General features: G+C 58.0%; 14 protein-coding genes and 2 pseudogenes. 9 read left to right on the top strand and 7 right to left on the bottom strand.

Annotation, left to right across the window (positions count from 1 at the left end):
- Positions 1–12 precede the first annotated feature (12 nt).
- From AU14_RS15595 to AU14_RS15585, 3 genes are all read left to right on the top strand, one after another.
- The gene (locus AU14_RS15595) at positions 13–558 is read left to right on the top strand and encodes a TRAP transporter small permease subunit (protein ID WP_041342311.1); all 546 of its coding nucleotides are present in this window, start codon (positions 13–15) and stop codon (positions 556–558) included.
- Positions 555–1,865: a TRAP transporter large permease gene (locus tag AU14_RS15590; protein WP_041342307.1), complete on the top strand. Its 1,311-nt coding sequence runs from the start codon at positions 555–557 to the stop codon at positions 1,863–1,865. The genes AU14_RS15595 and AU14_RS15590 overlap by 4 nt, the downstream gene beginning before the upstream one ends.
- Positions 1,866–1,971: 106 nt before the next feature.
- Positions 1,972–2,562, top strand: a complete 591-nt coding sequence (locus AU14_RS15585) for a hypothetical protein (protein ID WP_052472085.1) — start codon at positions 1,972–1,974, stop codon at positions 2,560–2,562.
- Between the two features lie 64 nt (positions 2,563–2,626).
- Here the strand turns inward: AU14_RS15585 and AU14_RS15580 are convergent.
- Together AU14_RS15580 and AU14_RS15575 are read right to left on the bottom strand one after the other, a co-directional pair.
- Positions 2,627–4,022 (bottom strand): annotated as a pseudogene (locus tag AU14_RS15580) (sodium-dependent transporter).
- A 150-nt stretch (positions 4,023–4,172) separates the two neighbouring features.
- Complete coding sequence (locus AU14_RS15575) at positions 4,173–5,063, bottom strand: carboxylate/amino acid/amine transporter (RefSeq protein WP_041342304.1); 891 nt, start codon at positions 5,061–5,063, stop codon at positions 4,173–4,175.
- 162 nt (positions 5,064–5,225) lie between these two features.
- On the opposite strand from AU14_RS15575, the gene AU14_RS15570 reads away from it, so the two are divergent.
- A complete protein-coding gene (locus AU14_RS15570; RefSeq protein ID WP_041342301.1) occupies positions 5,226–6,623 on the top strand; it encodes an MATE family efflux transporter in 1,398 nt (465 codons plus the stop codon).
- Here AU14_RS15570 and AU14_RS15565 read toward each other — a convergent pair.
- Entirely contained in the window at positions 6,553–7,581 is a 1,029-nt protein-coding gene (locus AU14_RS15565) for a GGDEF domain-containing protein (protein WP_041342298.1), read from the bottom strand. The two genes, AU14_RS15570 and AU14_RS15565, sit on opposite strands and share 71 nt — an antisense overlap.
- A 264-nt stretch (positions 7,582–7,845) precedes the next feature.
- Between AU14_RS15565 and AU14_RS22115 the strand changes: the two genes are divergently transcribed.
- The 3 genes from AU14_RS22115 to AU14_RS22105 are packed head-to-tail and all read left to right on the top strand — an operon-like array spanning position 7,846 to position 8,968.
- Positions 7,846–8,487, top strand: coding sequence for a hypothetical protein (locus AU14_RS22115; protein WP_236744142.1), 642 nt, complete (start codon positions 7,846–7,848; stop codon positions 8,485–8,487).
- Entirely contained in the window at positions 8,448–8,642 is a 195-nt protein-coding gene (locus AU14_RS22110; RefSeq protein WP_236744141.1) for an HD-GYP domain-containing protein, read from the top strand. Before AU14_RS22115 ends, AU14_RS22110 begins: the two co-directional genes overlap by 40 nt.
- Entirely contained in the window at positions 8,591–8,968 is a 378-nt protein-coding gene (locus AU14_RS22105; protein WP_236744140.1) for a hypothetical protein, read from the top strand. Before AU14_RS22110 ends, AU14_RS22105 begins: the two co-directional genes overlap by 52 nt.
- A 15-nt stretch (positions 8,969–8,983) precedes the next feature.
- On the opposite strand, the gene fghA is transcribed toward AU14_RS22105, so the two are convergent.
- A complete protein-coding gene (gene fghA / locus AU14_RS15555; protein ID WP_041342295.1) occupies positions 8,984–9,829 on the bottom strand; it encodes an S-formylglutathione hydrolase in 846 nt (281 codons plus the stop codon).
- A 26-nt stretch (positions 9,830–9,855) separates the two neighbouring features.
- The gene (locus tag AU14_RS15550; RefSeq protein ID WP_041342293.1) at positions 9,856–10,287 is read right to left on the bottom strand and encodes a CBS domain-containing protein; all 432 of its coding nucleotides are present in this window, start codon (positions 10,285–10,287) and stop codon (positions 9,856–9,858) included.
- A gap of 201 nt (positions 10,288–10,488) precedes the next feature.
- On the opposite strand from AU14_RS15550, the pseudogene AU14_RS15545 reads away from it, so the two are divergent.
- Together AU14_RS15545 and AU14_RS15540 are read left to right on the top strand one after the other, a co-directional pair.
- Positions 10,489–11,852 (top strand): annotated as a pseudogene (locus AU14_RS15545) (alanine/glycine:cation symporter family protein).
- A 131-nt stretch (positions 11,853–11,983) separates the two neighbouring features.
- Positions 11,984–12,637, top strand: a complete 654-nt coding sequence (locus AU14_RS15540; protein WP_041342290.1) for a peroxiredoxin — start codon at positions 11,984–11,986, stop codon at positions 12,635–12,637.
- Between the two features lie 60 nt (positions 12,638–12,697).
- On the opposite strand, the gene AU14_RS15535 is transcribed toward AU14_RS15540, so the two are convergent.
- Positions 12,698–13,138 (bottom strand): DUF4124 domain-containing protein, encoded by a 441-nt coding sequence (locus AU14_RS15535; protein ID WP_236744139.1) that lies wholly within the window; start codon positions 13,136–13,138, stop codon positions 12,698–12,700.
- Between the two features lie 117 nt (positions 13,139–13,255).
- Positions 13,256–13,522 (bottom strand): hypothetical protein, encoded by a 267-nt coding sequence (locus AU14_RS22100; RefSeq protein ID WP_052472084.1) that lies wholly within the window; start codon positions 13,520–13,522, stop codon positions 13,256–13,258.
- Between the last annotated feature and the right edge of the window lie 699 nt (positions 13,523–14,221).

The following is a 14,221-nucleotide window of genomic DNA, read 5'->3' as shown; positions in this document are numbered from 1 at the left end:
CTGGAGAATGCCATGAGTGTGCTGAGTGCATTCATGAGAGGGGTTACCCGTCTCAACGACTTTGTCGGGCGCTGGATAGCCCTGCTCATATTTGCGATGTTCGCGTTCCTGCTGCTGGAGGTGGGCTTTCGCTATCTGCTGAATGCCCCCACGGTGTGGACCAACGAATTCACCCAGATGCTGTTCGGCATCTACGCGGTGATGTCCGGTGGCTACATCATGGCCCACCGGGGCCACGTGAATGTCGACCTGCTGCACTCTCACCTGAAACCGCGCAAGCGGGCGGTGCTGGACCTGTTCACCTCGGTGATTTTCTTTATTTTTACCCTGGCCCTGCTCTGGTTCGGGATCGATATGGCCCAGGAGTCCATCTCCAGCTGGGAGACCTCTTATTCGGCCTGGAACCCGCCTATCTGGCCCGTGAAACTGGCGATCCCTCTCGGGACTGGCCTGTTGGTGCTGCAGGGACTGGTCAAGCTGCTGGAGGACATTGCCATAGCCTTCAACCTGGATTACTACACGCCGGATCAGGGCGAACCTGAGGGAGAACAGTTGTGAGTATTGAAGCCCTGACCCTGATGTTCTTTGCAGCGCTGCTGTTCTTCCTGCTACTAGGCCTGCCGCTGGCGTTCGTGCTGGGCGGCGTGTCGGTGGTGTTCCTGTATTTCACCTGGGGCTTCGACTCCTTCTACATGGTCGCCTCCCAGATCTGGGGCACCATGGGCAGCTTTACCCTGGTGGCCATACCTCTGTTCGTCTTCATGGCCATGATCCTGGAGCGCACCGGGGTAGCCCGGGATCTCTACCGCATGATGCACCTCTGGTGCGGCGGCCTCCGGGGCGGCCTGGCGCTGGGCACCCTGGGCATCTGCGCGGTGTTCGCCGCCATGGTGGGCATCAGTGGTGCGGCCGTTGTTGCCATGGGCACCATTGCCCTGCCCTCCATGCTGGAACGCGGCTACGACAAGAGCATGGCGCTGGGCGTGATCAACACCGGCGGCGGCTGGGGCATCCTGATTCCGCCCAGCATCCTGATGATCCTGTACGCGCTGATCACCGGTGTCTCCGTGGGCAAAATGTTCGCGGCCGGCATCATGCCGGGCGTGCTGCTGATGGTACTCACCGCCATCTACATCATTGTACGCTGCCACCTGCAGCCGGAACTGGCGCCGGCACTGCCGGAAGAAGAGCGCGCGAGCTGGCCTGAGAAATTCCGCGCGCTGCGAGCGGTGCTGTTGCCGATCGGTGTCGTCATTATGGTGCTGGGCTCAATCATCGGCGGCATCACCACGCCGACCGAAGCCGCCGCCATGGGTGTGCTCGGTGCACTGATCTCGGCCGCGGTCTATCGGCAGTTCAAATGGAGTGTGCTGCAGGAAGCGGCGATCCGCACCTTCAAGCTGACCGGCATGATCATGTGGATCCTGTTTGCGGCGCACGCCTTTAGCGCCGCCTACCAGAGCATGGGCGCACAAGAGCTGATCGAAAGCCTGATGAACATGATTCCGGGTGGCCCCTGGGGCATCATCATCGCAATGATGGTGATAGTGTTCCTGCTGGCCATGGTTCTGGACCCGGTCGGTATCATGCTGATCACGCTACCGGTGTTCATGCCCATTGTTGAAAGCCTCGGGTTCGATCCGATCTGGTTCGGCATCCTGTTCGTGATCAACATGGAAATTGGCTACATGACGCCGCCGTTCGGCTTCAACCTGTTCTACCTGAAAGGTATCGTGCCGCCAGGCATCACCATGGGCGACATCTACCGATCCATCGTTCCGTTCGTGCTGGTGGAGATCGTTGGCCTCGGTTTGATCATGGTGTTCCCGGAAATTGCCACCTGGTTACCCGACCTGTTCTTCTGATCGGATAGGGTAGCTGGCCAAGCTGGCAGATTCACAATTCAGGGATTACTCTCAGATAAGGCCCCGGGGATCGCAGAACCGGGGCTTTTCGACAAGGAGAGTTCCCATGCCTGACCCCCATCCCAATCCAACTACGTGGTTCGCCCGTTTCCTGTTGCCGATCCTGGCAATAATACTTGCCCTTGGCTCCCTCCCTGCCTCCGCCGAGGCACTGACCGAATCACGAATCCAGTCGTTCATTGCCAGCCTCACCGCTGCCGAAGCTCTTGAACCAGAACTTGAAGCACTTACTGATGAGATGGAAGCCGACAAAGAGGCGCCAGATTTCTCACGACTTTTTTCGGATATAGTTCAGCAGATGAAAGGCCGACCCGTTTACTCTCGGCTGGAGGATATCGCTCAGGACCACGGCTTCAGCAATATGGAAGAGTGGAGCACGACCGGCGACCGGATCTTCCGGGCCTGGATGGCCATCGAATTGCAGGAACAGAACCCCCAGGCCCAACGGGAAATCGCCGAAGCCATGGCGGAAATCGAAAACAGCCCGCACATGACCGAAACCCAGAAAGCTCAGATGCGGGCCATGATGGAAGGCGCCATGGGCGCTATGGAAAGTGCGAAAAATGCGCCACCGGCGGACGTCGAGGCGATTCGTCCGCACCTGGATGAACTCCGGGCCTTTTCCGAAGCCGAGTGAACCAGGCATAAAAAAACCGGCCCTTTCCAGGGCCGGTTTTCTTTAGCGGTAAAGCGGTATTTACTCAGCCCATCAGGTTGTACGCAAACACGATGATAACCGCCACTGGCGTCACGTAACGGATCAGCCCGAACCAGAGCTGGAAGCCGCGGCCGTCGAGCGCCAGATCCAGCTTCAGGGATTCCTTCGCCACGAACCAGCCCACAAACACCGCGGTCAACAGACCGGACAGGGGCAGCATGATATTGGCGGTGAAGAAATCCAGCAGGTCGAAGATGGTCTTGCCCTCGAACCGCTCGAACATCGCCAGGGGTGCCACATCGGACCAGACGTTGAGAGACAGAATCGAGGCGATACCCAGGCCCCAGCAAAGGATGCCCACCAGGATGGCACTGCCGGTACGGGCCATGCTGGTCTTTTCCTCAACCCATTCAACCACCGGCTCCAGCAGCGAAATACCCGAGGTCCAGGCGGCGAACAGCAGCAACACGAAGAACAGGGTGCCGAACAGCCCGCCCATGGGCATGTTGCCAAACGCCAGCGGCAGGGTCTGGAAGATCAGCCCCGGACCAGCTCCGGCCTCCAGGCCATTGGCAAACACCACCGGGAAAATGGCTAGGCCCGCCAGCAAGGCGACGCCGGTATCCATCACCGCCACACTGATGGCAGTGCGGGCAATGGAGATGTCCCGGCCCAGGTACGAGCCGTAAGCATCATGATCGCCATACCCAGGCTCAGAGTGAAGAAGGCGTGGCCCAGGGCAATCAGCACACCGCTGACCGACAGGCGCCGAAATCCGGTGTGAACAGGAAACTGACCGCCTCACCAAAGTGCCCGGTGGTGGTGGCATAACCCACGGCCACCAGCAGCAGGATAAACAGGGCCGGCATCAGGATGGTGGCGGCCTTCTCCAAGCCACCTTTGAGCCCGCGGGACACCACCAGCACCACCAGCGCCATGAACACGGTGTGCCAGATCAACAACTGGACCGGGCTGGCCAGCAAGCCACCGAACAGATCGCCAATGGACTCCGCGGTGCCGCCGGTGAAATCACCCATAGCCGCATGGCCCACGTAAGACGCCGACCAACCGCCAATCACCGAGTAGAAAGACAGGATCACGAACGCCGCAATCATGCCCACGATGGCCGAAATCCGCCACATCGGCGATTTCAGGTTGCGCTCTGCCACCAGCCGCATGCTGGTAATGGGGTTGTGCCGGCCATTCCGGCCGATAAACACCTCGGCCATCAGGATGGGGATACCGATGATCGCGATGCACAACAGATACACCAGCACAAAGGCGCCGCCGCCGTTTTCACCGGTGACGTAGGGAAACTTCCAGATATTGCCGAGACCTACAGCAGAACCGGTTGCCGCAAGAATAAATGCCAACCGGGAGGACCAGAGACCACGGGCTGCCTCTGCGCCATTGCCCGAAGCCGAGTTGGACTGAGTCATGATAATTTCCTGTGCTTTTGGCTGAGGAATAAGGAGCGAATACTCACGCCGGGGCCGGGCCCAGGCTGTCGGGGCGGAATTCTGCCAGCACTGGCGGCCTGATGCCAGTGCTGGCGAACTATCGATTTCGGTGCGGACTACCTGGCGGTGTCAGTCGGCGCTGGCGCCCGCGGTTCGGGCCGCAAGACGCGCCCGAGGATGGAAACGGGCATTTAGCCACAGGGAAAGCGCAATCACCCCACCACCTATAGCCAGGCGGGTGAGGTCCGCATCCCGGTTCCAGATCAACAGGTTCACCAGCAAACCGGCGGGCACCAGGGCATTGTTCATGATCGCCAGGGTGCCGGCATCCACGTAACAGGCGCCGCGATTCCACAGGAACAGGCCCAGTCCTGAGGCCGCCAGGCCCAGCCAGGCCAGGATGCCCCACTGCAGCGAGGTGGTCGGCAGGCGGTCCGGATTACCGAAGATCAGGAACGACGGCAGTGCAATTACCAGCGCGCCGATGAAAAAGTAGCCGAAGGTGCGATAGGCCGGCAGGGCCAGCTGATGGCGCTGCATGACGTGCTTGTAACCCACCTGGCCGGCGGCAAAGGTAAAGTTAGCCACCTGCAGCAACAGGAAACCGGTAATGAAATCTTCACTCAGGCCATCATAGCGGATGATCCCCGCGCCCAGAGTGGCAACCGCGGCAGCAATTAGCGCCACCGGTGAGAAACGCCGGAACAGCGCGTCATCAATCAGGGTTACGTACAGGGGCGTGAAAATGGTGAACAGCAGTACTTCCGGCACACTCAGGTAACTAAAGGAGCGGTACAGACACAGGTAGGTGATACCAAACTGCAGCATGCCGGTAACCAGGATGCCCAGTTTCATGCCACTCGGCACACCGCGCCAGCGCGTGAAAGGAAGAAACACCAAAGCACCCAACAACACACGGCTGAGCACCGCGAAATCACTGTCCACCTGGCCAGCCAGGAATTCGCCGATCAGGCTGAACGAGAATGCCCACAGCACCGTAACAAAAACCAGTAATCCCATTGTCACTGCCACCCTTTGAAATCGAGGCGCGTACTTTACCGCTTTTGGGCCGGCGTTGCAGTGGCGAAAAGGCGCATAAACACCGATGCCGGGGTTCCGCCCAATCGGTTACCATGCCCGGCCTGCATACCCAAAATCCCAACAACCCGGACCAGCCCAGCCATGGACGAAACTCATCAGCCATTACCGGAAGTGCGCCAGCCGCTGGTGACCCGCACCCTGATCGAATGGCGCACCCTGGCAGTGCTCGGCGGCCCGATTCTGATTGCCCAGATTGCCCAGATGGCGAACGGCGTCATCGATACCGTTATGGCCGGCCACGCCAGCGCCAGGGATCTGGCCGCCGTGGGCATCGGCAGCAGCCTGTGGATGCCTTTGTTCCTGTTTTTCATGGGCCTTCTGGGCGCCCTGCAACCGATCATTTCCGGCTACAACGGTTCCCGCACCCTTGAAAAGATCATGCCCGCCACCTGGCAGGGGTTGTATCTGGCGGCCGCCGGCTCGGTGATCATGATCCTGCTGTTAACCAACGTGCATCCGGTGCTGGCCCTGCTTAACCTGGAGCGCGATACCGCCGGGATAACCCAGGGCTACCTCGACGCCTTTGCCTGGGGTGTGCCGGCCATGCTGATGATGACCGCACTTCGGGGGTTAACCGACGGCCTGGGCCACACCCGGGTGATCATGGCGTTTTCGGTACTGAGCACCCTGATCAACCTGCCGCTGAATTACATTTTCATCTACGGCAAATTCGGCCTGCCCGCCATGGGCGGGGTTGGCTGCGGCTGGGCTACTTCCCTGTCCAACGGCATCGCCGCCGTGGCACTGCTGGTGTACCTCAACCGCAGCCACGCCTACCGTCGGTTTCACCTGCTCGCGGACTGGGCCAAACCGGAGCTCGCTGGCCTGATCTACATATTGAAACTTGGCGTGCCGATTGGCTTCACCATCTTCGTGGAGGCCAGCATGTTTTCAGTCATTGCCCTGTTCCTGGCCCCGCTGGGACCGGTCGTGGTCGCCGGCCACCAGATCGCCCTGAACGTGGTTTCGCTGCTGTTCATGCTGCCTTTGAGTATCGGCATGGCGTTGACCTTGCGGGTCAGTTTCCTGATTGGAGCCGGGGCACCGGACACGGCCCGACTGATCTCCCGCAGCTCACTGATATTGGCGGCCGCCACGGCACTGGTGTTCGCGGTATTGCTGTGGGTTTTTTCCGAGGGCATCGCCGCGCTCTACACCGGCGAAATCGAGGTGCAACAGGTGACCATCCGGCTGCTTCTGTTTGCCGCACTGTTCCAGATTGCCGACGTGATTCAGGTCACCTGCATCAGCGCCTTGAGGGGCTACAAGGACACCCGTATCCCCATGTTCATCATGCTGTTTTCGTTCTGGGGAGTGGGACTTCCACTGGGTTATCTGCTGACCTTCACGGATGTGCTCTGGCCAGCCATGGGCGCGGCCGGTTTCTGGGTGGGTCTGACTGGTGGGCTTATGTCAGCGAGTATTCTGCTCGGCTGGCGGCTTTTTCGGTATGCTCCGAAGGAGCTTGAGCATAAATAATGCAGTCTCGGCCAGACTCCTTGGCCTGATAGAGCGCAGCATCGGCGCGACCAAGCCAAGCATCCACGTCTTCCCGTTTTATCAACTGGGCCACCCCAAAGGATGCCGTCACCGTTCCACCTGGATGTCTTAAATATTTTCGGAGCACCTGCTGCAGGTTGTTGAGTACTGTTTTCAGGCCCTCATCGCAGGTGTCCGGTAACAACAGCACAAACTCTTCGCCACCGTAGCGGAACAAACGGTCGGTGCGACGGGTATGCTGCTGAATCAAGGCCACCATTTCTACCAGCACAGAGTCGCCAACGCCGTGGCCATACCGGTCGTTGATCTGTTTGAAGTGATCGATATCGAGCAGGGCGATGGAGTAGACCCCTCCGCTGCGATCGGCGTTGGCGACCGCCCACGCCAGCTCCTGATCCATCGACCGGCGATTGCGAACGCCCGTTAGTGGATCAATGGTAGCCAGGTGCTCCAGCCGCTCCCGCTGGGACTCATTACGAAAAGCAAAGACATAGGCACTGGCACTGACAACCACAGCGCCAGCGGCAAAGGACCACATCTGCACCAACGAGCGAAAGATCTCAGTCTGGGCCATCATGGCCGAAATGGCACTCAGGTTAATGAGGATGGCCAGGCGTGGGCTGGCCAGAAAGAAGCTGGTTACCAGACACGGGAATAACCAGAACAACCCTGGCTCTCCGGTCAACGCGCCAACAACAACGGCGCTGGAAGAGGTCATAACCGCCAGGAACAAACCACTGCGTTTCGTTCGGCCCGTTACCCAGGCACAGGCCACACTGCCGACGATTCCCGCGAGGATAACGACATCGACAACGGCTGCCAGGAGGTTGCCCTGCAAGAAACGATACACAGCAAAAGGCGTGATGCCCAGGATCGCACTGGCACCCAGCAGAGTAATGATCGATAGCCGAAAATCCGTTTTAAGGCGGTAAAACATTTGGGACATACCCAACCAGTATTATGTTTAGTTCGCTAGCATAGCCCAACGCAGGCGCTCGTTCTTCCTGCTGGCCAGAGATTTTACAAATCGATGACGCATCGTCACAAAATGTGAACCCACAATCATTTTTTACCACAAACAGCCCGCCTGCTACTGTCAAATAGAGTAAAAGAATCAATCCGTATCAAAGGGATATAGAGCAAAGATGTCGTTGAGGGTTACACTTCAATAATTCTAAACCTGTAAATTGGATTCTTGATATTGAACACTCTTGTCCGAATCGCACCCGGCGCGCTGGAGTTGGGCCGGCCACTACCCTGGAACGTGTACGATGCCAATGGCAACGTACTGCTGCGCCAGGGCTATGTGATTCAGTCGGATAACCAGCTGGAGCAACTGTTCGAACGTGGCCGCTTCAAACCCCGCAAAATTGAGCGTCCGCAGGAAGAGATTGTTGAGGACCATCGGCAACGCAATCCCTTCGCCGACTACGCCGATCTGCTCCAGACCCTTGAAGCGACCCTGAACGCCATAACCGATGGTGATCCCTCCGCCCAAAAACGGCTGATGGGGCTAACCCGGATGATCGAGCGCACCTGCAGCGAAGCGCCGGACGCCAGCCTTGCCCTGGTGCACCTGTACTCCATCGGCCCCACTATTCTTGAGCAGATTCTGTTCTACGCTATTCTCAGCCAGTTCACCGCGCGCCAGTTCGGTCTGGATGACAAACGCACCAGCGTACTCATTGCCGCCGCACTGACCGCCAATCTCGCATTGGTGCCCGTTGCAGACCAACTCAATGCCTCCAATAAGCTGCTCAGCCGAACCAGCGCCAGGTCATCAGCAAACATCCGGAACGGAGCGTGCAGGCACTGCAGGAGGCCGGCATCGACAACAAATTGATCGCCACCATCATTTCCCAGCATCATGAGCAGGCAGACGGCAAAGGCTATCCATATGGGCTGAGTGGCACTGAAATCCGGCCGGAGGCGGAAATTCTGGCCTTATGCGAGCGTTACGTGGCTATGATCACCAAGCGAGCTACCGGACCCGACTGAACGTCAGCGATGCCCGCCGCCTGATTGCCACACTGGGCGACGGCACCTTCCGGCCAGCCATTCCCAGGGCTCTGCTCAAGGTTCTGGGAGACTACCCACCCGGCGTTCTCGTGCGGCTTGATAACAATGAAGTGGGCGTGGTCTGCGGCCGCCCGGTGCGCGCCCGCGGCCCCTTCGTTAAGGCTATCTTCGGCCCTCGGGGCAATCGCTACAGCGGCACTTTTGAGCGGGACACCAGCGTGCTGGAGTACAACATTCGGGCTCTGGAAGAGCCCGAAGTCATGCCATCCATGGATTTCAGCCTGATCTGGGGCTTCAGGTCCTAGGCCCGCCCTGTCGGCTCAGCGTAAGCCGAGGGCCTGGGCGTGATGATCCAGATGGTCATCAATGAATGAGGCAATGAAGAAATAGCTGTGATCATAGCCCCGGTGCATGCGCAGATTTATGTGGTGATGGAAGGTTTCGCAGACTTCCGCCAGCGCATCCGGATTCAACTGGCTGTCCAGAAACTCATCAGCGGTGCCCTGGTCCACCAGCAGTGGCAGGCGCTCGCGGGCAGTCGGGATTAACAGGGTGGCATCCCACTCCTCCCACGCTTTCGTATCGCCACCGAGGTAGCCGGTGAAGGCCTTTTGGCCCCAGGGACACTCGCTCGGGTTCGCGATGGGTGCGAACGCAGAAACCGAGGCGTATCGGCCCGGGTTTTTCAGCGCCGCAATAAGCGCACCGTGGCCTCCCATGGAGTGACCGCTCACAGACCGCTGGTCAGTTACTGGCAGCTGATCCTCTACCAGCTGTGGCAGTTCCTTAACCACATAATCGTACATTCGATAGTGTGGCGCCCAGGGTTGCTCCGTGGCGTTGATATAGAAGCCCGCACCGGTTCCGAAATCATAGCTGTCATCCTCGCCCGGCAAATTCAGCCCTCTTGGACTGGTGTCCGGGCAAACAATGGCCAATCCCAGTTTGGCGGCGTGCTTCATGGCGCCCGCTTTCTGCATGAAATTCTGGTCCGTGCAGGTCAAGCCGGATAACCAGTACAGCACAGGAGCCTTAAGTGGATTTTGCGCTACCGCACCTGGCGGCAGGAACACGGCAAATTCCATGTCACACTCCAGGGTCGCGGAGTGATGACGATAGCGACGATGCTCACCGTCAAAACAAACGTTCGTGGATAACAGTTCCATAGCACCCTCACCAGATAAAGAGATTCTCAGTCGTCGGCGCTGGCGTACTTGGGCAACTCAATACCACACCCGGCACGCGCCAACTCTGCCAGGATGGCAGTACGCGTCACAATACCGATCAGTTTGCCATGGTCAACCACCGGATAGACCTTGGGCTTTCCCGCACCAAGATTCTGCGCCAGATCCACTACCGCCATGTCCGGAGAAACCGTAACCGGCTCACGGAACATCACGTCGTCCACGATGGGGTCGCCCTCGCAGTGGTAACTGCTGACCAGCAGCGCGTGAATGCAATCCTGTTCCGACACAAAACCCAGCACGTGTCGTTGGTCGTCAACGACCGGCAACCCGGTGACATGATTTTGCAGTAGGGATTTCACCACTCGGGTCAGCAGCGTGCCGCAGCGGACAGGCTCAATATGATTCGACATTACATCAGAGACTTTCAGTGAACGCATGGGCAGGTCTCCTCCCGTTGGGTTCAGATGTCCCGGCCAGAACGCGGGCCTCTATCTATAAACATAGGCAATCGCCCCGGGAAAGGAAAACAGAAAACCGGGCAGATAGTTTACAGCGAGATTTTATTGCTTAAACTCCGGGGGTTACGCCTCAAAAGGGCAACAATTAAGGGCAACTATCGCTAACTTCGGGAGATCCCCATGGAAGCCATATCTGAACTCGTTGGACAACTCAATTCGCTGGTGTGGGGCCCTCCCATGCTGGTACTTATTCTCGGTGTCGGGCTATTCCTCAGCCTTGGCCTCAAACTGATGCCAGTGTTGAAGCTAGGTGCCGGGTTCCGGTTGATGTGGCAGGGCCGTAAGGCTACCGGTGCCGAGTCAGAAGGCGAGATCCCTCCGTTCCAGGCCCTGATGACCGCCCTGTCGGCCACGGTGGGCACCGGCAACATCGCTGGTGTAGCCACGGCCGTATTCCTCGGTGGCCCCGGCGCGCTGTTCTGGATGTGGCTGACTGCCCTCGTTGGCATGGCCACCAAGTATTCTGAGGCCGTTCTGGCGGTGCGCTTCCGAGAAGTAGACGAGCGTGGCGACCATGTTGGCGGCCCGATGTACTACATTCGTAATGGTCTGGGCAAAAAGTGGGCCTGGCTGGGTGTCTTCTTCGCCGTATTCGCGGCCATTGCTGGCTTTGGCATTGGCAATACCGTGCAGGCCAACTCCGTCGCCGACGTGATGGAGGCCAACTTCGGCCTGCCGCACTGGCTGACCGGTGTCGTCCTCATGGTTCTGGTCGGCGCCGTCCTGATCGGCGGTATTCGCCGGATTGGTCACGTCGCCAGTGCACTGGTGCCGCTGATGGCTATTTCCTACCTGGTCGCGGGCCTGATTGTACTGGCGATCAACGCCGCCGATATCCCCGCGGCACTGACCATGGTGGTGCAACACGCTTTCTCCCCCATTGCCGCTGAAGGTGGCTTCGCGGGTGCAGCCGTATGGGCAGCTATCCGGTTCGGTGTGGCCCGGGGTATTTTCTCTAACGAAGCCGGTCTTGGTTCGGCTCCCATTGCGCACGCTGCGGCCCAGACCAAAAACCCGATCAACCAGGGTATGGTCGCCATGCTGGGCACCTTTATCGACACCATCATCATCTGCACCATCACCGGGCTGGTGATCATCACCTCCGGTGTCTGGACCTCAGGCGTGTCCGGCGCCGAGCTGACCTCCCTGGCTTTCGCAGAAGCGCTGCCCGGCGTTGGCAACTACCTGGTGGCAATCGCCCTGGCGGTCTTCGCATTCACCACCATCCTTGGCTGGTCGTTCTACGGCGAGCGCTGCATCGAATTCCTGTTCGGCGTAAAAGCCATCGTGCCTTACCGGGTTGCCTGGATTCTGGCGATTCCCGTTGGCGCAACGCTGAACCTCGGTTTTGTCTGGCTGGTAGCCGATACCCTGAACGCCATGATGCACTGCCAAACCTGATTGCCCTGCTGTTGCTGAGCCCAGTGGTGTTCAAGCTGACACGCGAGCACTTCGAACGGGAAAAAACACCGGGTAATGTCTGATTCCTTGTAACTCGCCCTTGTATTTCGCCCTGGCACAACCCACATCTGTTGACAGGGCGAAGTAACATTCCGGCAGGGTTTATGCCGGGCAAACGGCACCTGCCGAACGTCGCAGAAAAGGAGAAGAGCTTATGAGTTTACGTCTTGGAGATACCGCACCGGATTTCGAACAGGATTCCAGTGAAGGCCGGATATCGTTCTATGACTGGCTCGGTGACAGCTGGGGCATCCTGTTTTCACACCCGGCAGACTTCACCCCCGTGTGCACCACGGAGCTCGGCCTGACGGCCAAACTCAAGGACGAATTCGCCAAGCGCAACGTCAAGGCAATCGCATTGAGCGTTGATCCGGTCGACTCCCACCAGGAGTGGATCAAGGACATTAACGAGACTCAGGGCTGCTCGGTCAACTTCCCGATCCTCGCCGATCAGGATCGCAAAGTGTCGGAACTTTACGACATGATCCACCCGAATGCCGACAGCAGCCTGACCGTTCGCTCCCTGTTCGTGATCGATCCGAACAAGAAGGTGCGCCTGATCATCACCTACCCGGCCAGCACCGGTCGCAATTTCAACGAAGTACTGCGGGTGGTGGATTCACTGCAACTGACCGATGACCACAAGGTGGCCACACCTGGTAACTGGGAACGTGGCGGAGACGTTGTCATCGTGCCGTCTCTGCAGGATGAAGACGAGATCAAGCAACGCTTCCCCGGGGGCTACAAGGCCGTGAAATCGTACCTGCGGATGACGCCTGACCCTCACGCCAACTGGGGCGGCAACTGATCCAAAAGGTAAACGCGAAACTAAAAAGGCGCCCTCAAGGGCGCCTTTTTAGTGAGCGGCTCAACCGCACGCTTGCTTCACCTTGTCGCGGAAATCTTTCCGGAGCTGCTCATTCTCGTCTTCGGTGACATAAACCCGGTCACCGTTTTCGTCCAAATCGTAGAACGTGGAGATCCGCGCCATGTTCTTTAGCTGAGCCCGCATCTTGGCGCATAAATCCGCCTTATTAGCTGCTTGCTCTGCTGCTTTCGCCTGATCCACCTGACGCGCTTCCCGATCCTTTTGCTGTTCCGAGAGGAAATCCTGCATGCGCTGCTGACGCTCCTGGGCTGAAGCGTCGTTACTGACCGGTGGCGGAGCTACTTTGACCTTCTTAGGCGCGACTTCAGCCGGCGGCTGATCGCCAAAGTGAGTGTTGCCATCGGCATCGACCCAGCGATAAACGCCGGCGCTGACTGACATGGAGAAAACCATCGACAAAACCAAGAACGACTTCAGCAAAACGATCATCCTACCGGTTGTTAGTTTCCGCGGCCCATCTGACACCGCAGAATTCAGCTACTGATTCTGCACTTTAGAGTAAAACGGAACTCGCGATAACGCCTCAAATTGAGGAACTCAGGTCGCGTAACGAACCCTTTCCTCCATTAAATTCGTTCGTGAAACCGTGTCGATAATAGTGACGTCGGTATGCATCCGATCGACTTTTTTCTTGAAAGTATCCATATGCATGTCACGCCAATAACGTTCTGGGCGATCAGTCTCACGGTCGTGTTCTGCCGTCACCGGATCCATGTCGCGGTATTTTTCGATCAAAGGAAAATCCGGAAGTGGCCTGGTGACGTCCATGTAATTCTGGATGAAATCCCAATAGGCATAGCACATGTTTGGGTGCCCGTGAGACCCCAGAATGTCGCCGACAGTAACGTCCAGTTTGCTATAGCGATGAGACAGTACAGATCAAACAAACTGCCATGGCGGTCTACTCGTGCGCAGCACCAGGCGTCGAATTCATAGAAGGGATGTTCAATAACATCGGGTGGCTTGCGTGGCATCAACGGCAGTTTGCGGGGGTACTGCCAAACCGTGACCATGCCGGTTCGGCGGTTGAGCTCCCATTCTGGGCCGCGGCCTGCTTTGAGGAGGTAACTGGTAAAAAGTCGGACAGTTATGTATGAGAAAAACCACAGCAGTGCCCCGCCTCCCAGTAGGAGAATAACCGGAGGGGTAGCAATACTATGAAGATACTCAGACCAAGTCTCTCCATCACTCTCAAATAATGGCGACATTAGGAAGATATCAGCCAAGCCCACAGGTGTAACCAGGAAAAGCCAAAGCTTTCCAAGCACACTCATCATTTCAAAGAAGCGCGCCCTTAAGCCAGAGTGGCATATCGGAAACACTCGTGGTTGTTTTCTGACTGAAGCCCAATTTTCTTGGCCAAGTCTTCACGCCTCTCTAACTTTCTCAACTTCTTGGGCGAATGGTCACTCAGGAAGTCTGGAGGGAGAACATTCCGGGCATTGCCCCATGGGAGCCTAAAACTGGCAGAGCTCCCCAATGTAGACCGGTTCATCTCCTCGT

Source organism: Marinobacter similis (genome assembly GCF_000830985.1).
GTDB lineage: Bacteria > Pseudomonadota > Gammaproteobacteria > Pseudomonadales > Oleiphilaceae > Marinobacter > Marinobacter similis.
This window is presented reverse-complemented; position numbering and strand designations above follow the sequence as displayed.